The organism is Rhizobium sp. R634 (genome assembly GCF_002211305.1).
GTDB lineage: Bacteria > Pseudomonadota > Alphaproteobacteria > Rhizobiales > Rhizobiaceae > Rhizobium.
The window spans coordinates 784,992-806,554 of sequence record NZ_LOKW01000001.1; the positions used below are offsets into that span (position 1 = coordinate 784,992).

Annotated in this window: 19 protein-coding genes; 12 read left to right on the forward strand and 7 right to left on the reverse strand. The window is 63.6% G+C overall.

Translation table 11 applies throughout. The features are described 5' to 3' along the window. Position 1 precedes the first annotated feature (1 nt). The 7 genes from ATY77_RS03510 to ugpC all read left to right on the forward strand — a co-directional run bounded on the left by ATY77_RS03510 (position 2) and on the right by ugpC (position 7,586). Entirely contained in the window at positions 2-1,006 is a 1,005-nt protein-coding gene (locus tag ATY77_RS03510) for a dihydroxyacetone kinase subunit DhaK (protein ID WP_088686087.1), read from the forward strand. Between the two features lie 3 nt (positions 1,007-1,009). Next, the gene (gene dhaL / locus ATY77_RS03515) at positions 1,010-1,657 is read left to right on the forward strand and encodes a dihydroxyacetone kinase subunit DhaL (RefSeq protein ID WP_088686088.1); all 648 of its coding nucleotides are present in this window, start codon (positions 1,010-1,012) and stop codon (positions 1,655-1,657) included. Between the two features lie 70 nt (positions 1,658-1,727). Further along, the gene (locus ATY77_RS03520; RefSeq protein ID WP_088686089.1) at positions 1,728-2,981 is read left to right on the forward strand and encodes an extracellular solute-binding protein; all 1,254 of its coding nucleotides are present in this window, start codon (positions 1,728-1,730) and stop codon (positions 2,979-2,981) included. 191 nt (positions 2,982-3,172) lie between these two features. Continuing rightward, entirely contained in the window at positions 3,173-4,072 is a 900-nt protein-coding gene (locus tag ATY77_RS03525) for a sugar ABC transporter permease (protein ID WP_088686090.1), read from the forward strand. Continuing rightward, positions 4,069-4,953 carry a carbohydrate ABC transporter permease gene (locus tag ATY77_RS03530; protein ID WP_088686091.1) on the forward strand — a complete coding sequence of 295 codons (885 nt, stop codon included), beginning with the start codon at positions 4,069-4,071 and terminating at the stop codon, positions 4,951-4,953. Before ATY77_RS03525 ends, ATY77_RS03530 begins: the two co-directional genes overlap by 4 nt. 30 nt (positions 4,954-4,983) lie before the next feature. Then, complete coding sequence (locus ATY77_RS03535; protein WP_088686092.1) at positions 4,984-6,504, forward strand: DUF5060 domain-containing protein; 1,521 nt, start codon at positions 4,984-4,986, stop codon at positions 6,502-6,504. Positions 6,505-6,515: 11 nt separating this feature from the next. After that, complete coding sequence (gene ugpC / locus ATY77_RS03540; protein WP_088686093.1) at positions 6,516-7,586, forward strand: sn-glycerol-3-phosphate ABC transporter ATP-binding protein UgpC; 1,071 nt, start codon at positions 6,516-6,518, stop codon at positions 7,584-7,586. 22 nt (positions 7,587-7,608) lie between these two features. Here ugpC and ATY77_RS03545 read toward each other — a convergent pair whose 3' ends face one another. Beyond that, positions 7,609-8,304: an NUDIX domain-containing protein gene (locus ATY77_RS03545; RefSeq protein ID WP_088686094.1), complete on the reverse strand. Its 696-nt coding sequence runs from the start codon at positions 8,302-8,304 to the stop codon at positions 7,609-7,611. A 127-nt stretch (positions 8,305-8,431) separates the two neighbouring features. On the opposite strand from ATY77_RS03545, the gene ATY77_RS03550 reads away from it, so the two are divergent. Together ATY77_RS03550 and ATY77_RS03555 are read left to right on the forward strand one after the other, a co-directional pair. Then, complete coding sequence (locus ATY77_RS03550) at positions 8,432-9,466, forward strand: SPFH domain-containing protein (protein ID WP_088686095.1); 1,035 nt, start codon at positions 8,432-8,434, stop codon at positions 9,464-9,466. Continuing rightward, positions 9,453-10,391: a sugar kinase gene (locus ATY77_RS03555; RefSeq protein ID WP_088686096.1), complete on the forward strand. Its 939-nt coding sequence runs from the start codon at positions 9,453-9,455 to the stop codon at positions 10,389-10,391. The genes ATY77_RS03550 and ATY77_RS03555 overlap by 14 nt, the downstream gene beginning before the upstream one ends. 651 nt (positions 10,392-11,042) lie before the next feature. Here ATY77_RS03555 and ATY77_RS03560 read toward each other — a convergent pair. Continuing rightward, positions 11,043-11,423: a GFA family protein gene (locus tag ATY77_RS03560; RefSeq protein ID WP_245314278.1), complete on the reverse strand. Its 381-nt coding sequence runs from the start codon at positions 11,421-11,423 to the stop codon at positions 11,043-11,045. 1,183 nt (positions 11,424-12,606) lie between these two features. Between ATY77_RS03560 and ATY77_RS03565 the strand changes: the two genes are divergently transcribed. The 3 genes from ATY77_RS03565 to ATY77_RS03580 all read left to right on the forward strand — a co-directional run bounded on the left by ATY77_RS03565 (position 12,607) and on the right by ATY77_RS03580 (position 16,620). Beyond that, positions 12,607-12,972, forward strand: a complete 366-nt coding sequence (locus ATY77_RS03565) for a hypothetical protein (RefSeq protein ID WP_088686098.1) — start codon at positions 12,607-12,609, stop codon at positions 12,970-12,972. 1,213 nt (positions 12,973-14,185) lie between these two features. Then, entirely contained in the window at positions 14,186-15,265 is a 1,080-nt protein-coding gene (locus ATY77_RS03575; RefSeq protein WP_088686100.1) for a YihY/virulence factor BrkB family protein, read from the forward strand. Between the two features lie 71 nt (positions 15,266-15,336). Beyond that, entirely contained in the window at positions 15,337-16,620 is a 1,284-nt protein-coding gene (locus ATY77_RS03580; protein WP_088686101.1) for a cystathionine gamma-synthase family protein, read from the forward strand. A gap of 48 nt (positions 16,621-16,668) precedes the next feature. Here the strand turns inward: ATY77_RS03580 and ATY77_RS03585 are convergent, their stop codons facing one another. The 5 genes from ATY77_RS03585 to ATY77_RS03610 all read right to left on the reverse strand — a co-directional run bounded on the left by ATY77_RS03585 (position 16,669) and on the right by ATY77_RS03610 (position 21,554). Beyond that, on the reverse strand, positions 16,669-17,082 hold the full coding sequence (locus ATY77_RS03585) for a cupin domain-containing protein (protein WP_088686102.1): 414 nt from the start codon (positions 17,080-17,082) through the stop codon (positions 16,669-16,671). Positions 17,083-17,123: 41 nt separating this feature from the next. Then, complete coding sequence (locus tag ATY77_RS03590; RefSeq protein ID WP_088686103.1) at positions 17,124-17,888, reverse strand: SDR family oxidoreductase; 765 nt, start codon at positions 17,886-17,888, stop codon at positions 17,124-17,126. Positions 17,889-18,442: 554 nt separating this feature from the next. Next, entirely contained in the window at positions 18,443-19,636 is a 1,194-nt protein-coding gene (locus tag ATY77_RS03600; RefSeq protein ID WP_088686105.1) for a thiolase family protein, read from the reverse strand. Next, positions 19,614-21,134, reverse strand: a complete 1,521-nt coding sequence (locus ATY77_RS03605) for an AMP-binding protein (protein ID WP_088686106.1) — start codon at positions 21,132-21,134, stop codon at positions 19,614-19,616. Before ATY77_RS03605 ends, ATY77_RS03600 begins: the two co-directional genes overlap by 23 nt. Positions 21,135-21,137: 3 nt before the next feature. After that, complete coding sequence (locus ATY77_RS03610; RefSeq protein ID WP_088686107.1) at positions 21,138-21,554, reverse strand: thioesterase family protein; 417 nt, start codon at positions 21,552-21,554, stop codon at positions 21,138-21,140. Positions 21,555-21,563: the final 9 nt, after the last annotated feature.

Consider the following 21,563-nt stretch of genomic DNA (forward strand, 5'->3'; position numbering starts at 1 on the left):
CGTGATGACGAAGAAGCTTATCAATGCGGGGGCGAATGCCGTCGATGAGATGCTGCAAGGCGTCCTCGCGGCGCATCCCGAGCACCTCTATGCCGTGGACAGCATGCCGCGCGCCATCATTGCCAGAAACGGCCCGCGCAAGGGCAAGGTCGGGCTGGTGATCGGCGGCGGCTCCGGGCACGAGCCGACCTTTCTCGGCTATGTCGGCAAGGGGCTCGCCGATGCCGCCGCGATCGGTAACGTCTTCGCCTCGCCGCCGCCCGATCCGATCATGGCCTGCGCCATGGCCGTCGACGGCGGCGTCGGCGTGCTCTTCATGTACGGTAATTATGCCGGCGACGTCATGAATTTCGACATGGCGGCGGAAATGCTGGCGCTCGACGACATCGCGGTGCGCACCGTGCTCACCACTGACGATGTCGCCTCCGCCCCGGCCGACCAGAGGGAGAAGCGGCGCGGCGTGGCCGGCAATGTCTTCATCTTCAAGGCCGCCGGTGCTGCCTGCGATCTTCTCTATTCCTTCGACGAGGTCGAGCGCGCCGCCCGCCATGCCAATGCGCGCACCTATACGATGGGCGTGGCGCTCTCGCCCTGCTCACTGCCCCAGACCTTGAAGCCGAACTTCCAGATCGGCGAGGAGGAGATGGAGATCGGCATGGGCATCCATGGCGAGCCCGGCGTGGCGCGCCGGTCGCTGAAGACGGCCGATGCGGTGACCGACGAGCTGATGGACAATCTTCTCCAGGAAATGAAAGCCGAGCGCGGCGATCGTGTCGCCGTACTCGTCAATTCGCTCGGCTCGACGCCGATGATGGAGCTCTACATCATGATGCGGCGCGTCAAGGCGCGGCTCGACGAGGCCGCGCTCGTCATCCACACATCGCTCGTCGGCAACTACTGCACCTCGCTCGAAATGGCGGGCGCCTCCATCACGCTCATGCATCTCGACGACGAGCTTCAGCGGCTGATCGACCATCCCTGCGATTGCGCCATGTTCAGGAGGTGATCGATTGTGATCACGACCAAAGACCTGCAGCGTCTCTTTGCCCTGATCGCCGCCGATATCGCGGCGCATCGCGACCATCTCTGCGAGCTGGACGGGGCGATCGGCGACGGCGATCACGGCCTTGCCATGGATGCCGGCTGTGAGGCCGCGGCCAAGGCGGTCGCAGCACTCGACCCCGCGCAGGCTACGCCGGCGGCCGCTTTCAACACGGCGGCAAAGGCATTCCTGAATGCGGTCGGCGCATCCTCCGGCCCGCTCTATGCGACGGCCTTCATGCGCGCCGGAGCCGCCGTCAAGGACAGGCCGGACCTCGGCGACGAGGAGTTCGTGCGCGCTTTCGCGGCGATGGCTGCGGGCATTCAAGAGCGCGGCAAGGCCGAGCCCGGCGAAAAGACCATGGTCGATGCCTGGAAGCCCGCGGCCGATGCAGCGCTCGAGGCCTGGGCATCGGGAGCTTCCCTCCACGAATGTTTCGATCTGGCCGAGCGGTCGGCGCGCCAGGGATGCGAAGCGACCCGGGATATGACGGCCGCCAAGGGGCGGGCATCGCGGCTGGGCGAACGGGTGATCGGTCATATCGATCCCGGCGCGGCATCGGCTGCGATCGTCATTGCCTCCATCGCGAGATTCACACAGCATCGTGATGGTTAGCTCATCATACCAGTTGACATGTAAATGATCATCTGCGACAAGGGGCCGGCTTATCAAGAGGAGGACGGTAATGCTGACCCTATCTGCGAAATTGAAGACGGCGAGCATCGTCGCGATCGCCATGGCGTCTTTCGCCGCGACGCCGGTTCTTGCCGAAGACATCACGCTCTGGACCCTCAACTTCGACAACAACGCCGCCAATACGGCTCTGAAGAAGGTGGCATCCGATTTCGAAGCGGCGAACCCGGGAACGCATGTCGAGATCGTCCAGCGCGCCGTCGATGAGCACAAGACGGCGCTGCGCGTCGCGGCCGGCTCCGACAAGGGCCCCGACATCTACTTCAGCTGGGCGGGCCTCGGCCTTGGCGGCGAATATGTGAAGGCCGGTCTCTCCCTGCCCCTCGACAAGTATTACACCGAATATAAGTGGACCGACGAACTGCTGCCGTCCGCGGCCGCTTTCGCCGATCTCTATCCCGGCGGCAAGCACGGCGTTCCCTTCACCTTCAAGGGCGAAGCCGTCTATTACAACAAGAAGCTTTTCGAACAGGCCGGCATCACAGAAGAGCCGAAGACCTATGAGGAGCTTCTCGCCGCCGCCGAGAAGCTGAAGGCCGCGGGCATTCCCGCCTTCACCTTCGGCGGCACGGTCAACTGGCACGTCATGCGCCTGATGGACGTCATCCTCGAAACCAAGTGCGGCGCCGAGAAGCACGACGCGCTGAAGGCGATGACGCTGGACTGGACCAAGGAGCCCTGCGCGACGGACGCCTTCGCCGAATTCGCCAAGTGGACCAAGGACTACACGCTGCAGCCCTTCATGGGCATCGACAACAAGCAGTCCTACAGCCTCTTTACGGCGGGCCGCGCGGCGATGATGCTCGAAGGCGACTGGCTGGTCAGCCAGCTCAACGGTTCGGGCGCCAATCTCGACGATTACGGCATCTTCCCCTTCCCGACCAATACCGAGCGTCTCTATGGCTTCGCCGAGTACAATTACATCAGCACCAAGAGCAAGAATCCGGACATAGCCGCCAAGTTCCTCGACTATTTCCTGTCGACCAAGGTGCAGCAGGATCTGCTCGGCCAGCTGAGCTCGACCTCCGTCAACAAGAACGTCCAATATGCCAACCAGAAGCCGCTCGAGGCGGAATGGCTCGACATCTTCCAAAAATACGGCAAGGTCTACATGAACGGCGACCAGGCCTTCCCGCTCGATGTCACGACGGAATATTTCCGCGTCATCAACGACGTCGCCTCCGGCAACACCGAACCGGCCGAGGCGGCCAAGCAGCTGCAGAGCTTCATCGCCAGCAGAACCTGATTCCTCCCAAGCGCCGGCCGATCGACCATGTTGATCGGCCGGCACCTTCTTTCGCGAGCTGGCTGCAAAGGCCCTGCCAGCGTATCGGCGCGAAAATCGGAATCGATTTTCGGAAAGCACGATGCGCAGATTCAAAGCGCTACAGCGTCCTTCGCGCGTCTGAAGGACGCGCGGCGCTGTAGGAGGAAAGCATGTCACTTCGACAATCGACACATGATCCGCGCATGCAGGCGGCCATCTTGCTGGTCCCGGCGCTGGCGATCTACGCGGTCTTCGCGCTCTACCCGATGCTCAACGTCGTCATCCTGAGCTTCCAAAAGTGGAACGGGCTCGATGCCAACCGGCAGTTCGTGGGCATGGCCAATTATTCGGCGATCTTCACGCGTGATCCGGTCTTTTGGGTCGCCTTCCGCAACACGGTGATCTGGACCCTGATGAGCCTGATCTTCCCGCCGCTGGTCGGCCTGTTGCTGGCGCTCAGCCTCAACCAGAAGATCTTCGGCCGCAACGGCCTGCGCGCCATCTTCTACCTGCCCGTCATCATCGCGCCGATCGCCGTCGCCACCATGTGGAAGTGGATGTACGATCCCTTCTTCGGCCTCTTCGCCCAGCTGCTGACCTCCTGGGGCATGCAGGGCTGGATCAAGGACTGGCTCGGCAACAAGGATATCGCGCTTTACTCCGTCTTCGTCGCCTATCTCTGGCAGACGGTCGGCTTTTCCATGGTGCTGTTCCTGGCCGGTCTGCAGAACGTCTCGCAGACGCTGGTCGAGGCGGCGCGCATCGATGGCGCCGGCCGCTGGGCCGTGTTCAAGCATGTGACGCTGCCGGCGCTGCGCCCGACGATCACCATCGTTCTCGTTCTTTCCGTCATCTCGTCGCTGAAGGCCTTCGACATTGTCTACGGCCTGACCGGCGGCGGCCCGGCCCAATCCACCCAGATGCTGGCGCTCTGGGCTTTCACCCAGGCCATGCAGATCTTCGATTTCGGCCGGGGCGCGGCAATCTCCGTCGTCCTGCTGCTGATCACCATGGCCGTCGTCATTCCCTATCTGAGATGGACCCAGAAGCATGAGGAGGTCGAATCGTGACAGCAGTGCCGAGCGATACCGCCGCCGTGCATGCCGACGTCCAGCCGTCGTCGATGAAGCGCGATCCCGTCCTGATCGGTCTCTGGATCGCGCTCGTTCTCGTGGCGCTCATCTGGGTCGCGCCTTTCATCTTCATCGTCTTCACTTCGCTGAAGACGCCGGCGGCGGTGACGAGCACGGGCGCCTTCATGCCGCCGACCGAGCTTGCCTATGACAATTACAGCGCTGCCTGGAGCCGCGGCAATTTCGCCAACTCCTTCTTCAACAGCGTCATCATCACCGTCATCAAGGTGCCGCTCGGCCTGTTCCTCTCGGCCATGGCCGCCTATGCGCTGGCCAAGATCAAGCTGAGGATCTCGAAGGCGCTGCTGCTTCTCGTCGTTTTCGGCACGATGATCCCCTTCCAGGTGATGCTGGCGCCGCTCTTCACGCTCGTCAATTCCTTCGGGCTGATCGACACCTATCCCGGCGTCATCCTGCCCTATATCGCCTTCGGCGTGCCCTATCAGGTCTTCATCCTGCACGGCTTCTTCAGGAGCATTCCGAAGGAGCTTTCGGAAGCGGCCCTCATCGACGGCGCAAGCCATTTCACCATCTTCCGCAGGATCTTCCTGCCGGTCTGCCTGCCGGTGCTCGCCGCGCTGCTCATCCTCGATTTCGTCTCCACCTGGAACGAATTCGCCATGGCGCTGGTGCTGCTGCAGGACCAGCACATGTGGACGCTGCCGCTCGGCCTGATGTCGTTCCAGGGGCAGTTTTCCAGCAATTACGGCCAGCTCAACGCCGCGATCGTCATGACCGTGCTTCCGGCGACGATCGTCTATCTCATGTTCCAGCGCTACTTCGTCTCCGGCCTCACCTCCGGCGCCGTCAAGGGCTGATCGCGAAATCATTTTACGAGGAGAGACAGAATGTCCGATGCAGCAGTCGAAAAATGGGGCGTGTTCGAGGCCGCCTTCGAAGGGCCCGCCGGCGGCAACCCCTATCTCGACGTGGCATTCGATGCCGTCTTCACCCATAAGAGCCGCGAAGTGCGGCTGCCGGGCTTCTATGATGGCAACGGCACCTACCGCATCCGCTTCATGCCCGACAGCGAAGGCGAGTGGTCGTTCAGGACGCGCTCCAAGACCGCAGCCCTCGACGGCAAGACCGGCGCCTTGACCGTGACCGCCCCTTCATCAGGCAATCACGGCCCTGTGCGGGTTCGCAACAAATTCCATTTCGCCTATGCCGACGGCACGCCGTTCCTCTCCTTCGGAACGACCTGCTACGCCTGGACGCACCAGCCGCTCGAAATGCAGAAGCAGACGCTGGAGACGCTGAAGAAGGCCCGCTTCAACAAGATGCGCATGGGCGTTTTTCCGAAGGATTATCCCTATAACGTCAATGAGCCGCTGCACGCCTGCTTCGAGCGCGGCGCCGATGGCAAGGAAGATTTCGACCGTCCGAACCCCACCGCCTTCCGGCATTTCGAACAGCAGGTCGCGGCGCTCTGCGATCTCGGCATCGAAGCCGATATCATCATCTTCCATCCCTATGACCGCTGGGGCTATGCCGACATGTCGGCCGAGCAGGATTTCCGCTATGTCGAATATCTCGCCGCGCGCCTTGCCGCCTACCGGAACGTCTGGTGGTCGCTCGCCAACGAATATGATTTCCTGATCGACACCAAGCCGATGGAGCAGTGGGACCGCTACTTCCACATTCTGGAGGAAAACGATCCCTACCAGCATCTGCGCTCCATCCATAATGGCGACGTGACGGCGAATTTCGATCACCGCAAGCCGTGGGTCACCCACACCTGCATTCAGAACCCCGACGTCAAGCGCACCCAGGAATGGCGCAACGCCTATGGCAAGCCGGTCGTCAACGACGAGCCCGAATATGAGGGCGACATCCTGCAGTCATGGGGCAATCTCCATGCCGGCGAACTGGTGCACCGCTTCTGGATCACCATGGCGCGCGGCGGCTATGCCGGCCACGGCGAGACCTATTCCCATCCCGAGGACTTGATCTGGTGGGCCAAGGGCGGGGAACTCCGCGGCGAAGCCTGGAAGCGGATCGGCTTCCTGCGCGATCTGCTGGAGGCAGACGTCAAGCACGGCCTCGAACCGCTCGGCGTCATCGGCGAATGGCCCTGGTCGCGCGTGTCGGGCGCGCGTGACGGCGACGGCGATTTCCGCCTGATCTATTTCGGCGAGCATCAGCCGGTGATCTGGTCCACCGGCCTGCCCGTCGATGGCGACGATTACGATGTCGACATCATCGACACCTGGGAGATGACGATCACCCCGGCCGAGAAGGTGGCCGCACCCGTTCCGCATCCGACGCGCCACGGCTCGGTCGTGCGCGGCGGCAAGCCGGACGCCGCCTTCGGCGTGAAAATCCCGCGCAAGCCCTATCAGGCGCTGCGCGTGCGCAAAAAACGCTAGAGGATAAATCCATGTCTGGCTTGAGCATCAGAAACGTCAAGAAATCCTTCGGCCCGGTCGATATCATCCACGGCGTCGACGTCGAGATCGCCGATGGGGAATTCACCATTCTTGTCGGCCCTTCGGGCTGCGGAAAATCGACCTTGCTGCGCATGATCGCCGGCCTCGAAGACATCACCGGCGGCGAGATCAGCATCGACGGGCGGGTGGTGAACGATCTGCAGCCGAAGGATCGCGACATCGCGATGGTCTTCCAGAACTATGCGCTTTATCCGCAGATGACGGTTTCCCAGAACATGGGCTTTGCGCTGGAGCTTGCCGGCGCCAAGCGGCCCGAGATCGAGAAGAAGGTCGGCGAGGCCGCCGCGATCCTCGGCCTGCAGCCGCTGCTGAACCGCAAGCCGGCGCAGCTTTCCGGCGGCCAGCGCCAGCGCGTCGCCATGGGCCGCGCCATCGTGCGCGATCCCAAAGTCTTCCTGTTCGACGAACCGCTCTCCAACCTCGATGCGAAGCTGCGCGTGAAGATGCGCGCCGAGATCAAGGCGCTGCACCAGCGGCTGAAAACCACGATCGTCTACGTCACCCACGACCAGATCGAGGCCATGACCATGGCCGACAAGATCGTCGTGCTGCACGGCGGCCGCGTCGAGCAGATCGGCAGCCCGCTGGAGCTCTACGACAAGCCGCGCAACATCTTCGTCGCCGGCTTCCTCGGCTCCCCCGCCATGAATTTCCTCGAAGGGACTATCGCCGATGCCGGCAGCCCGGCGCTGGCGCTGAACGGCGGTTCGCGCGTGAAGCTCTCACGCGCCCCGGCCAGTTCCGCCAACCGGCCGCTGACGCTCGGCATCCGTCCCGAAGACATCGCCTTCGGCGGCGAGACCGGCGTCGACGCCGTGGTCAAGGTGGTCGAGCCGACGGGATCGGAAACCCATGTCGCCGTTGAGGTCGACGGCAGGGAACTGACCTGGGTGGTGCGCGAGCGTGTCGATCTCGCCCCGGAACAGCCGGTGAAGCTCTCCTTCGAAACGTCGAAGGTGCATTTCTTCGACCAGCAGACGCAGCAGCGTCTCAGCGCCTGATCCCGCGTCCGGGCGAAGCCGGCTAAATCCTTCGGTCGAAGAGCGCCAGGGACTGGGCGTCCTTCAGGCGAAACATCTGGGCGGGCCGGTTGCTCGCCCGGCGCATTTCGCCTTCGACCGGCTCCAGGAAATCGGCTTCGGCCACGCGCTTTCGAAAGGCCGATTTGTCGAGCTTGCGGCCGAGCAGGGTCTCATAGACCGATTGCAGCTCGCTCAAGGTGAAATGCACCGGCAGCAGATGGCCGGGCAGGCTCGAATATTCGACCTTGCTCCTGATGCGGCCGAGCGCCTCCTTGAGGAGAACCGCGTGGTCGAAGGCAAGGGACAAGCCGGCGCCCTCGCCCTCGATCGGCCGCCATTCCGCCTCCCCCGCAAGCCCATCCTGCCGGTCGGCGACGTCATCGGCTGATAGCAGCGCGATATAGACGATGCTGATGCTCCAGCCCCTCGGGTCGCGGCTGCGGCCGCCCGTGGTTTGCAGCTGTTCGAGATAGGGCGTTTCGACGCCGGTCTTTTCCTTCAGCACGCGCCGCGCCGCAGCCTCCAGATCCGCATCCTCGTCAATATGGATCCAGCCGCCCGGCAAGGCCCAGTCTCCGGAAAAAGGCGCGTTCGCCCGCCGCACGAGAAGCACGGAAAGGCCCGCCGGCGACAGCGAGAAGATCGCGAGATCGACGGTCGCGATCGGTTTGAAGGCGTCATTGTCATGCGATGTCATGATGCGAACATAGCACGCGCAAGCCTTAGTGTAAATCTTCAACTAAGTTAGTTGACATTTATCACTAAGTCATGTTTTCTCCATTCCGACACGAGCAGGGGCTCGCGCCGAGAACAGGGAAACGGTCATGTTCGGACTGCGCTTCATCAAGACGGAACCTACGCAATACGTCATCCAATATCAGAACGGCAAGGCCGTCCGCGAAGGCGCCGGCCTGGCCTTCTGGCATTTCGCGCCGTCGAGTTCGCTGGTGCTGGTCCCGACCGCCAGCGTCAACGACCCCTTCATCTTTCCGCTGGTGACGTCGGACTTCCAGGAAGTGACCGTGCAGGGGCAGATCACATATCGCATCGCCGAGCCGCACCGCACGGCGGCACTTCTGAACTTCACGCTCGACCGCAAGGGCCGCTATGTCTCGGAGGATCCGCAGAAGCTTTCGACCCGGGTGATCGACCGCGTGCAGGTGGCGATGCGCGCCGAGGTGCAGATGCTGTCGCTGAAGGAGGTTCTTGCCTCGGGCGAGACGCTCGTCGCCGGCGTGGCGGAAGCGCTCAAGGTACACCCGACGATCGAAGCGCTCGGCCTCGAAATCCTCGGCCTGTCGCTGCTCGCCGTCATGCCGAAGGCCGAGACATCAAAGGCGCTGGAGGCCCACGCCCGCGAGGCTCTGCTCCGCCAGGCCGATGAGGCGATCTACAGCAGGCGCAATGCCGCGATCGAGCAGGAGCGGACGATCAAGGAAAACGAGATCGCCACAGAAATCACGCTGGAGAACAAGAGGCGCCAGGTGCGCGAGGCGCAAATGGAAGCCGAACGCGCCGTGCAGGAACGGCAGCTGCAGATCCGGCGGGAGGAGATGGCCGGCAAGATCGCGCTGGAGGAGCAGAACCGCGATCTGGTGACGCTTGCCGCGACCAACGCCAAGGCCGAGGCCGACGCCCAGGCCTATGCGCTGACGGCGATGATGAAATCCTTCGAGCAGGCCGATCCGAAAGTGCTGCAGGCGCTCGCCTCGGTCGGCATGAAGCCCGGCCAGCTGATGGCGCTCGCCTTCCGCGACCTTGCCGACAATGCAACGAAGATCGGCCAGCTCAACGTTTCGCCGGATCTCCTGCGCGAGATATTGCAGCCGCAGGAGGGCAAGGACCGTGCCGGCCTCTGACGAACGCAAGATCATCCTGGTCGTCCGCCCGACCCGCCTCGACGAACTCATCGCCCGGTTCAACACGGTGCAGCAGGCGCAGTTCTATGTCGAGCATCTCGGCGCCGATTTCAGCGACTACCTCGCCGAGAAGAAGCGCTACGAGACGGCGATCGCCGAGGTGGAGGCCAGCCTGCGCGCGGTCGCCCGCGTGCAGCGCCTCGACCGCCGCTACCTCCCGAACTTCGTCTTCGGCCCCGACGATGTCGTCGTCGTGCTCGGCCAGGACGGGCTGGTCGCCAATACGCTGAAATATCTCGACGGCCAGCCGGTGCTCGGCGTCAACCCCGACCCAATGCGCTGGGACGGCCTGCTGCTTCCCTTCAACCCGAAGAGCCTGCCGAGGGTGATCGGCGAGGTGCTGAGGAACAAGCGGCCGATCAAGCGCGTCAGCATGGCCAAGGCGACGCTGAACACCGGCGCCGTCATCCACGCGGTCAACGACCTCTTCATCGGCCCGCAAAGCCACGTCTCGGCCCGTTATCTCCTGCAGGCCGAAGAGCGCGAGGAACGCCAGTCCTCCAGCGGCATCATCGTCTCGACAGGCATGGGCTCGACCGGCTGGCTGAAGAGCCTCTATTCCGGTTGGCTCGGAGCCGCGAGCGCCCTCGGCCTCGAACCCACCGAGCGGACGATCGACATGTCGTTTTCCTGGGACGCCGATTACCTCCGCTATTTCGTCCGCGAACCCTTCCCCAGCCGCACCACCGGCACCACCATCGTCGCCGGCCTCGTATCCCAGGACCAGCCCCTGACCATCGTCTCCGAAATGCCGGAACACGGCGTGATCTTCAGCGACGGCATCGAGGCCGATTTCCTGGAATTCAACGCCGGGACGCGGGCGGTGGTGACGCTGGCGGAGAGGCAGGGGTTGCTGGTGGTGTGAGGGGGTGAGGTAACAGTTTGATTTTGTTTTCCTTGGCTGCGTTGCGGAAGTGATACCCATCTTTATTTCCGTTGCTTCTACTCGGTAGCTTTTGCTGAGCAGCGTCCCATATCGTGGCCGAGCCGCTGGTATCGCCTAGTGAGGGCAGCCGCGCGCCGAGTGCAGGGAGTGGAAGGAGGAGAGCCCGCGCTCAAGAAACCTTGAAATGGCCACCAACGCTCACAGCTCCAAAATGCCCGCAGCGCTCAAGAGAGCCTCATCCTGAGGCGCGGAAGCCGAAGGCTGGAGCCTCGAAGGGCGAGGCGGGTGCATCAAGATTAGAAGGTGCAAGGAGCAATGTTGCGGCGCGTCCTTCGAGGCTTCGCCCTTACGGGCTGCGCGCCTCAGGATAAGGAGCGTCGGTGGATGCCGCCCCAACGTCCAAGTGAGCCTTGAGATGGCCGTCGGCGCTCAAAGAGCGTCTGGAATAACCGCCACCGCTTAAAGGAATCTCAAGACTGCCGGGCAACGCTCAAGAAGCCTCATCCTCGTACGTTGCTGTTGCTGAGGTGCGGAAAGCCGTAGGCTGGAGCCTCGAAGGACGAGGCGGATGCGCCGAGGTAAAGCAGCGCGCCGTCACGCCCAGGCAAGGCGCCTTTTGGATCAACGCATTCAGCTGCGAGGCGGCTGGTCATCTCCCGTAGCGGCCGGCGAAACCAATCCGCGCTGCGCGCGCTTCATGCCGTCAGGAAGCTGGAACCAGTCATGCCTGAATTGTTCGTAGACGGAAACCAGGGGTGCAGGAAATGCCGGGTCTGCGAAGGCGCCGACGGCGACAACGCAGAGATCCAGATTGAAATCGCCCTCCCAATATAATGAGGTTCCGCAGGTCGGGCAGAAGTGGAAGCGGACCTTGCGCCCATCCGCGCCGTCGCGCTCGAAGAGCTTCCGCTCTCCCTCGATCGTCACTTCGGCTTTCTCGAAGATCGCACCGCTTCCCGCCACGGCTCCCGTTCTGCGCTGGCAGTCGCGGCAGTGGCATAGGCTCACCATGAGCGGCTCACTTGCCGTCTTCGCGCGGAGCGATCCGCAGTGGCATTGCGCAAATCTTTCCATGTTCTCGCTCGCTGTTGGTCTTGCTCGATGTCTGGTGGGCATCCCATGAGAGATGTCGGAGCATAGCTTCTGGCGCTCAAGGGAGCCCGACCCTGAGGTGCTCGAAGGGGGCGGAGGCGCGGTGTTTTCGGGAGAGGAGAAGCCCGGCGCGGGAGAGGGCGCCGGGCTTCGATAGTGACCGACAGCATGGGAGGAGGAGTGCTGTCTATCGGGCCAAAGCAGCTAGAAGGGGCAGCGCTTCGACTCGTCACGAGGTAGTGTCGCAATGCGGCGAATTCAAGCCGATGGCCATGTCAATATCGTACAGAGTGTTGCCGCCTGCGCGGCGCCGTGTCGGGGGGTGAGCGCGGCGTTGTCCGCGGACAACGTGTCGAAATGTGCTTCCCGATCGGTCCGTGGATGTGCCTCAATTCAACAGCACTGCGTGAACGAGGCTCGTCACGCGGCCTTGTATCATCAGCCTATTAAACCAGTACATCGGCTTCGGAACGCGAACCACTGGTTTCAATTTGCGTCGCTCCGGCCGCTTCAAGCCAATGCAGGATCGCATAGGCGTTGGAGGAGCATGTCGAAGTCGATACTGATGCCGCCTGGATTGCAGCACTCTTTCCAATGATGCCAAACAGCGTGAACCCCCTCACTGTGTGCTCCTCAACGGTCAAATTTGAGTTTGGCGCCCATCTACGATCGAAATCTGAACAGAACCGAAATGCAGTAGAGGATGGTATATGCGGCGACGGTTAGTCGTCAGGCCCATAGCTCATGATGATGCACCAGCGCCGATGGCTACGCGCATCTCGATTTGCTCCTCTCCAATCTGCTGTAGCCGCTCGATCAGCGCGGCGCGCCTCCATGAGCCGGCACCAAGCTGATCTTGAAAGCCATCGCTCCGTTGTCCGCGGACAACGGACTGGGCGACTATGGCGGTTGAGGTTGGCGACCTACCCCTTCCAGTCGATCCATATCTTGAGGAGAATGCATCTGCAGGTTAATGTCTAAGCCTGGAGGCCCACACCAAACCTGCTGCCGGGTTGAAGGGCGTTAGGAATCTATCGACGGCCATGTTCACCACGGTCGAAGCGTAATCGGCAGACTTCGGCCAGGAACATTGGATCGTCCTATGCTTCATCCATCGATGAGATTCTCGCCTTCGAACATCGCCGCTTTGAAGAAGGCTCTGCGCCGGCAATATCCTCACATCAAGTCCTCGCACCTCGACGAGGCCATCGCCGCATCCTTTGGCTTCAACTCATATGCCGCCATGCGTCCGACGCTGCATCAGCTCAGTGCCTATGCAAGGCTGGTCGTCGTGACTGACCATCTGCTGATGCTGCTTCGGCTGGAGGAGCTTGGAAATCGGAACATCCCCCGGGAAGCACTGCATCGCCTCCTCTGGAACATCGAGTTTCCCGATGGCCGATACGACAGCGCAGTGGGAGAAATCATCCAGGCCCGCAGAAGGCCGGCAGCGGCCAACGCGGAATAGCTCTTCAGGGTGGGCGGCGGAAGCCTGCCGAACGGCCGATGAGACTGGCCGATGCCGGCCGTTGTCCGCGGACAACGGTCAAGGTTTGCGCCGCCTGGCTGCGCCAATAGCCACGCGGCGGTGGCCGGCCTCGTCCTTCGAGGCCCCTTGCGGGGCGCCTCAGGATGAGGCCGGAGAGAGGCTGCTGGGTCCATCAACGCCTGTGATTATCGGCGCGGCATCCGCCAGCGCCCATTGTTGTCGGCGCGGCATCCGCCAACCTCCCTCATCCTGAGGCGCGCAGGCCAAAGGCCGAAGCCTCGAAGGACGCGCTCCAGCCTTGCTTCTTGCTCCCGTTGCTGGCCGGTGGCCGACCTCGCCCTTCGAGGCGCCTGCGGGGCGCCTCAGGGAAAGGTCGCGGCGTCCTCCACCGCCCGCGATATTGGTGCGGCATCCGCCAACCTCCCTCATCCTGAGGCGCGTAGGCCAAAGGTCGAAGCCTCGAAGGACGCGCTCCAGCCTTGCTTCTTGCCCCGTTGCTGGCCGTGGCCGACCTCGCCCTTCGAGGCGCCTGCGGGGCGCCTCAGGGAGAGGTCGCGGCGTCCTCCAGCGCCCGCGATATTGGTGCGGCATCCGCCAACCTCCCTCATCCTGAGGCGCGTAGACCAAAGGCCGAAGCCTCGAAGGACGCGCTCCAGCCTTGCTTCTTGCTCCCGTTGCTGGCTGTGGCCGACCTCGTCCTTCGAGGCCCTGTGGGGCGTCTCAGGATGAGGTCGGGAGAGGTCGCGGCATGTCGGCAAGCATCATTGTCCTGCGCGGCATTCTCCGGCCTCCCCATCCTAGCACGAGTAGCCGATGGGGCGGAGCCTCGAAGGCGCGCTCCAGCCTTGCTTCTTCGCCCCGGCGATGCGGCTCGAATTCCGCCCCGGATCGCGCTTGTCGAAGCGCTGCATGCCGGTTTTTAATCTCGGAAATTCGCGAAGTTGCCGCTTGCACGCTAGAGGTCGAAATATCGCCCATGCAGCAGTAACGAAACCAAAGTCCGATTTTGGTTCCGTACTGAAAATCTATCCCAACAAAATCAGATGCTTATAATCTGAAAAACTCTCGCGGGTCCGGCCTTCTCAGGGCGCTGAGGCCCCCTCCCCCGCAGCAAATCTCTGCGAGAAAGCAATGGCTTGCATCCTTTAGCGGCGCCCGGCGTTATCCACGAAGCAAATCGGAGGATAGGGTAATGGCTGATGCGCTCCAGCTCAAGAGGTTCTCCGTCGCCGCGACGGTGATGGCGGCGGCGATTGGTGCGTTTGTCGTGTTGCAGGCAAGGCAACGCGGGTCGCTGGCGCCGCCGGCGGCGAGCGGCTGGAGCGGTGACGATCATGGGCGCAGCGCGGCGACCCCCGGGGCCATCCCGATGAGCGGCCTTCGCGACGTGTTCTGGCGCGTCTTCCACGAAATCCTGCACGACCGCGTGACGCTGATTGCCGCCGGCGTGACCTTCTATCTGCTGCTGGCGATCTTCCCGGCGCTGGCGGCGCTCGTCTCGCTCTACGGGCTGGTTGCCGATCCCGTCACCATCTCCGAGCATCTGCGCGAACTCGCCATTCTCTTGCCGCCCGGCGCCTTCGATCTTCTCGCCGATCAGATCAAGGCGCTCGTCGAAAACCGCGAAAGCACGCTCGGCATCACCTTCTTCGTCGGTCTCGCCATCGCGCTCTGGAGCACGCACAACGGCACGCTCGCGATCTTCGACGCGATGAACGTCGCCTATGAGGAGGATGAGAAGCGCAGCCTCGTGCGGCTGAACCTGATCGGCTTCTGTTTCACGCTATGCGCCATCTTCTTCGCCGTCCTCATGGTGGCGCTGGTCGGCGTCATGCCGGTCGTGCTCTCCTATCTCTGGCTCGACCAGTTCAAGGAGCAGATGGCCCTTCTCTTGAGATGGCCGCTGCTCCTGCTCGTGGTGGCGGCGGCCGTCATGCTGGTCTATCGCTTCGGGCCTAGCCGCGAGCCGGCGAGAGTGCGGTGGATGACCTGGGGTGCGGCTCTGACGGCGCTCGCCTGGGCCGCCATGTCGCTCGGCTTCTCCTTCTATCTCGAGCATTTCGCCAATTACAACGCGACCTACGGCGCGCTCGGCGCGCTGATCGGTTTCCTCATCTGGATCTGGCTTTCCGTTGTCATTCTCATCGTCGGCGCCGAACTCAACGCCGAGCTGGAGCATCAGACGGCGCGGGACACGACGACCGGCCATCCGCTGCCGATGGGCGCGCGCGGCGCCTATGTCGCCGATACTCTTGGCGAGACGGTAAGCTGATGCGGTCTCGGTGACTGCTTCTCGAATTGATGTATCCTATCCCTCCGGCAGGTTCGACAGAGGAGACGATCATGACCGCCCCGCATCCTTCCAAAACTCATATCGGCAATCACGCGCTGCATCCCGAAACGCAGATGCTGAACTACGGCTACGATCCCGAACTCTCGGAAGGGGCGGTCAAGCCGCCGGTATTCCTGACCTCCACCTTCGTCTTCAATACCGCCGAGGACGGCAAGGATTTCTTCGACTATGTCTCGGGCCGACGAGAGCCGCCGGCCGGCAAGGGCGCCGGCCTCGTCTATTCGCGCTTCAACCATCCCAACAGCGAGATCGTCGAGGATCGCCTCGCCGTCTATGAGCGGACGGAAAGCGGCGCATTGTTTTCCTCAGGCATGGCGGCGATCGCCACGACCCTCTTCGCCTTCGTGCGGCCGGGCGATGCGATCCTGCATTCGCAGCCGCTTTATGGCGGCACGGAAACCCTGCTGGCAAAGACCTTCCTCAATTTCGGCGTCGCCGCCGTCGGCTTTGCCGATGGCGTCAGCGAAAGCTCGGTGCAGAAGGCGGCGGAGGAGGCGATGACGAAAGGCCGCGTCTCCGTCATCCTGATCGAGACGCCGGCCAATCCGACCAACAGCCTGGTCGATGTGGCGATGATCCGCCGCGTCGCCGATGCGATCGGCGCGAAGCAGGGACATACGCCGATCGTCGTCTGCGACAACACCCTGCTCGGGCCGGTGTTCCAGCGGCCGATCGAGCATGGCGCGGATATCTCGCTCTATTCGCTGACCAAATATGTCGGCGGCCATTCCGATCTCATCGCCGGCGCCGTCCTCGGCCGCAAGGCGGTGATCAAGCAGGTCAAGGCGCTGCGCGGCGCGATCGGCACGCAGCTCGATCCGCATTCCTGCTGGATGCTCGGCCGGTCGCTCGAAACGCTGCAGCTACGCATGGAGCGGGCGAACAGCAATGCCCGCGCGGTCGCCGATTTCCTGCGCGATCACCCCAAGGTCGAGAAGGTGCATTACCTGCCCTATCACGATCCGGACTCGCCGTCCGGCCGCACCTTCGCCGCCCAATGCAGCGGCGCCGGCTCGACCTTCTCCTTCGATATCCGCGGCGGCCAGTCGGCCTCCTTCAAATTCCTGAATGCGCTGCAGGTCTTCAAGCTCGCCGTCAGCCTCGGCGGCACGGAGTCGCTCGCAAGCCATCCGGCCGCCATGACCCATTCCGGCGTGCCCGCCGAAATAAGAGAGCGGATCGGCGTGTTGGAATCGACCATCCGCCTGTCCATCGGCATCGAACATCCGGACGATCTGATCGCCGATCTGGAACTGGCGCTGCAGGCGGCCTGAGGCGGCGCAGGGAAACGATGCCCGGCAGCGCCGGGCATCGCGGGGGGGTTACTTGTCGTCGATCGTCAGTTCTTTCTCTGTGGTGTCCAGCACGAAGACCGCCAGCAGTTTCGCCGGCTCGGTCTTGCTGGCATTGGCGCTGACGCTGTGGTGATCGCCGGGAAATTCGGAGAAGCTTTCTCCGGCCTTATAGGTTTTCTCCGGGCCCTTGTTCACCGCGCTGCGGATCGCCCCTTCGAGAACGGTGGCATAGATGAAGGCTGAGTCTGGATGGGTATGGCCGGGCGACATGCCGCCGGGCGCATATTCCACCAGCACCGCCTTCATGCTTTTGCCGGGAACATTGGGAAGCTTCTGGTCGTAAACGACGGTGACTTTCGCTCTGTTGTCGCCGGCGTGCGCTTGCGTGCCGGCGGCCAGGGTAAGGGCGAATGCCGTTGCCGAGATGATCTTTCCGAGCATGTCTGGTCTCCTCAGTTGATGGGACAAGTGCCGCTTTGCGATCAGGCGCTCTTCTTCTGGGGCGGCTGCTGGCTCAACCAGTCGTCGAAGCGGATCCGGCCGAGCCGCGCATTGGCGCCGGCCACGAGCGAGTCGTCTTCGAGTTCGACGCCGAAATAGCGGGCGTGCGGATCGGTCACCACCTGGCGCGGATCGTTCGTCGCCTTGAACAGGCGTGTCACGATTTCGGTGAGACGGATCTTCTCCGGCCCGCCGATTTCGATCGTGCCGTTGACGGGTGCGGCAAGCGCCACGTCGGCCATGACGTCGGCGACGTCGTCCGAGGCGATCGGCTGCAGATAGGCCGGCGACAGATGCGCGGTCTGGCCGAGCGTGTTGGATTGGGCGATGCCGGCCATGAATTCGTGGAACTGCGTGGAATGCACGATCGTATAGGGAATGCCGGAGCCCTTGATCAGCTGTTCCTGCGCCATCTTGGCGCGCATGTAGCCGCTGCCCTGCAGGCGCTCCATGCCGACGATCGAGAGCGCGATGTGATGCTTCACACCGGCGTCAGCCCCTGCCTTCAGCAGGTTGCGGCCCGAGGTCTGGAAGAATTCGAGAACGGCCTTGTCCTCGAAGGAAGGCGAATTCGCCAGGTCGAGCACCACCTGCGCGCCTGCGAGCGCTTCGGCAAGACCCTTGCCGGTGATGGTATCGACGCCTGTATTCGGCGAGGCCGGCAGCACGTCGTGTCCCTTCTTGCGCAATCTCTCCACCGTCTTCGAACCGATGAGGCCGGTGCCGCCGATAATGACGATCTTCATGGATAGTCTCCTTGTCCTCTGTGAGGTTTTCCGCTGTTGACTGGAAGATGGCTGCCGAAATCGCCTCCTTGGCGAGGCGAGCGATTTCATCGGTATGGGCCCTCCGCCGCGAAATTCCGGCGCGGGCGGTCGCCACCGATGCGCAGGAGAATGCGCCGGATCGCCGCCGCGAACCATTCTCCCTGCGTCGCTGTCACCCTATGCGAAGGCAGTAGGACGGCTGGCCCTGCGGTCGGAAACGTCTTGCGGAAATGGAGGAGACCTGCGTCGACAGGCATCCGCTTGGTCTCTTCTCCCCAGCGGGGGTCCGAAGGACGGGTGAGACCCGTGGCTCGCCCAGGTCGGTGCCGGCAGGCGGATGAGGGGGCCGCACGAACATCCCTCTCGGTAAAGCTAATCCCGCTACCTTGACGGCAACCCATGCGCGGTATTTTGGTCGAGCGCCTGCAAGCGTGCTGCCGAAGAACCTGCGTCACAGGCCCCCTCATCCGCCCTACGGGCACCTTCTCCCCGCTGGGAGAAGAGGGAATCGAGACGCTGCGGCATCCTCTCCCTCACGAAAGCGCGACCACCTCGAACAGCGCCGTCAGCCCGATGCCGCCGCCGATGCCGATCATGGCGAGGCCGGTGGCGCCGGGAGCGCCGCTGCGGAGGAGCTGAGTATGTAGCCGGGTAACGAGAATCGCGCCGGAGGCGCCGAAGGGATGGCCGAGGGCGATGGCGCCGCCTTCCTTGTTGACCGCATCCGGAGAGATTTCGAGCTGATCGAGCGACGCCAGCACCTGGGCGGCGAAAGCCTCGTTGAATTCGATGGCGTCGATCGCGGAAAGCGCGAGGTCGGGCTGGCGCTGCAGCAGCTTTTTGGTCGAGGCGACCGGGCCGATGCCGAGCAGGTTGGGATCGACGCCGGCGGCGGCGCTGTCGATGAAGGCAAGGCCCTTTTCGATGCCGAGGCGTCTGGCCATGCCACGGCTGATGACGAGCACCAGGCAGGCGCCGTCATTGAGCGGGCAGGCGTTGCCCGCCGTCACCGAGCCATCGGCGAGGAAAACGGGCTTGAGGTTTGCCAGCGCTTCCATCGATGTCGTCGGGCGCGGGCATTCGTCCCGCTCCACCAGCCCGTGGCCGGTGGCGATTTCGACGATCTCAGGCCGGAAGAGGCCGGCTTCGGCCGCCTTGATGGCGAGCCGGTGGCTGCGCAGCGCGAACTCATCCTGCCTCTGGCGCGATATGCCGAATTCGCGGGCGACGTTTTCGGCGGCGACGCCCATATCGGGATCGCCGATCGCATCAGGGGAGAAGCGGGCGCGGCCGTAGAAGCGCGGCAGGGCGCCATTGGCTTTCGGCCTTTCGGCCCGCCACGGCGCGGTGCTGACGCTCTCGACGCCGCCGGCCAGAAAGCAGGAGCCGGCCTTTGCCTGGATCAGCCGGGCGGCCAGGATGATCGCTTCGAGGCCGGAGCCGCATTGCCGGTCGATGGCGACGCCCGGAACGGCGATCGGCAGGCCGGCGGAAAGGGCGGCGAGCCGCGCGATATTGCCGCCGCCGCCGGCGGCATTGCCGACCAGCACGTCGTCTATGGCTTCGGGCGCGATGCCCGTCTCGGCGATGATGCGGCGGATGATCGGCGCGAGCAGGTCTTCGGCCGCAACCGACGCAAGCGAGCCGAAGGCCCGGCCGATCGGCGTGCGGTAGGCGGCCACCACGACCGGCTGCCAATCCTCGTCAGGCTGATAGGCGTAGGACAAGGCCGTCTCCCGAAGTGACCGATGCCTGCACCTGGCCGCGGGCGATCTTGCCGCTGCTCGTCATCGGCCAGGCGCCGATATGGTGGAATTCCCTGGGGATCTTGAACCTTGCAAGCTTGCCCGCGCAATGCTCAGCCAGGATTTTCGCGTCGATCGCCTCGCCGGAAACGACGGCGACGATCCTCTGACCGTAATAGGCATCCGGCAGCCCGAAGACGACGGCTTCCTCGACGCCGGGACAGGTCTTCAGCGCGCTCTCGACTTCGGCGGGATAGACGTTGTTGCCGCCCGAGATCATCATGCCGCCCGCCCGGCCGATCACCCGCAGCATGCCGTTGGCGTCGATCTCGCCGAGATCGCCGACGGTCGCGCCTGATGGTGTCACCCGGAACGCCTGGCCGTCATCGCCCCAGAGATAGCGGTCGGCGATGAGGTCGCTGTTGACGAAGATGGTGCCCGGCACGTCGACGCCGACATCGTTTTCTTCTGGGTCGCGGATGGAAATCGCGACGCCGGGATAGGCTTGCCCCACCCGGTCGATCGGAAAATCGGTCTCGCCGCCGGCAAGCGTCGAGACGGTCATGAAACCGATCTCGGAAGCGCCGTAATATTCCCGGATGCGCGCCTTGGGAAAAAGGCGGCGCATGGAGTCGACCTCGTTGAGGTTCAGCTTGGCGCCGGCGGTCAGCACGTCGCGCAGGCAGTCGAGCGCGGGCTCGCCGGCCCATGCGCGGGCAATCCCCGCTATATGGGTCGGCACCGCGACCAGCCGTTCGATCTGTGCGGAGGCGAGCGTGCGCGCGACGGCGCCGGCATCCCACTTGCGCACCGAATGGAAGGTCGCCCCGGCATCGAGGGCTTCCACCAGGGCGTAAAGCGCCAGGCCGTGCGCCAGGGCGCCGGGACAAAGGGTCGAGGGCGCGTCCTGGAGCTCGAAAACCAGGCGCCCCCGGTCGAGGCTGCGGCGCCACTGCTCGCGCGAGCGGCAATAGGCTTTTGGCTCGGCCGTGGTGCCCGAGGTGAAGCCGATCAGGAAGATGCCGTCTGCATCCGGCAGGTCCTCTCCCGGTGCGGCGAGATCGAAGGGCTCGGCTCCGGCGACGACGACCGATAGGCCGAGCCGGCGGCCGATCTCCGCACTGGGGCTTGCCTCGTCGTCGGCGACCAGCACGTCGGGCGCGAGGCGCTCAAGGATGCGCTCGATCCTTTCGGGCGGCATCATCGGATCGATGACAGCGCAGGCATGCGGCAAGGCGGTGGCGGCGACGAAATATTCGGCAAAGCCGATATGGTTGCCGAGGCTTAAGGCAACGAGCTTCTTGACGCCGGGCAGGTCGATCGTGCGCGGGTTCGAGTCGGGAAGATCCTGGAGAAAGCGATAGATCGCCCGCGAGCGCGCGTAGAGTTCGCCGTAGCTGAGCGCGCCGCCGTCGATCACAACCGCCGGCTTGTCCGGTCTCGCCATGGCATGTCGACGAAGCTCTGCATGGATCGGCATGGGTCAGCCCTGCGACAAGGCGGCTCTGGTCGCCTCGGGGATCGGCGTCGGGCGGCTGTCGGAAAGGCCGACGCAGACCCAGACGAGGCCGGCCGTTGCGCAATGGGCGCCGTCGCGCCGGCGAAAGAGTTCGATCGTAAAGGCGAGGCTGGTGCGCCCGATCTTCTCGACGGTGACCTTTGCCTCGACGACATCATCGACGTCGATCGGGTTGTGAAAGGTGATCTCCGCCTTCTTGACGTGATAGGCGACACCCGAAGTGGTGTGGCGGAAGTGGCCGAGGATCTCACGATGGCGCAGGAACTCGACGACGGCATCCTCGCAATAATCGAGGTAGACCGAATTGTGGACATGCCCATAGATGTCGATGTCTCGCATCGAAACCCGGAACGATGCTAAAGGCCTGTCGTCAACGCTCATTCGATCACC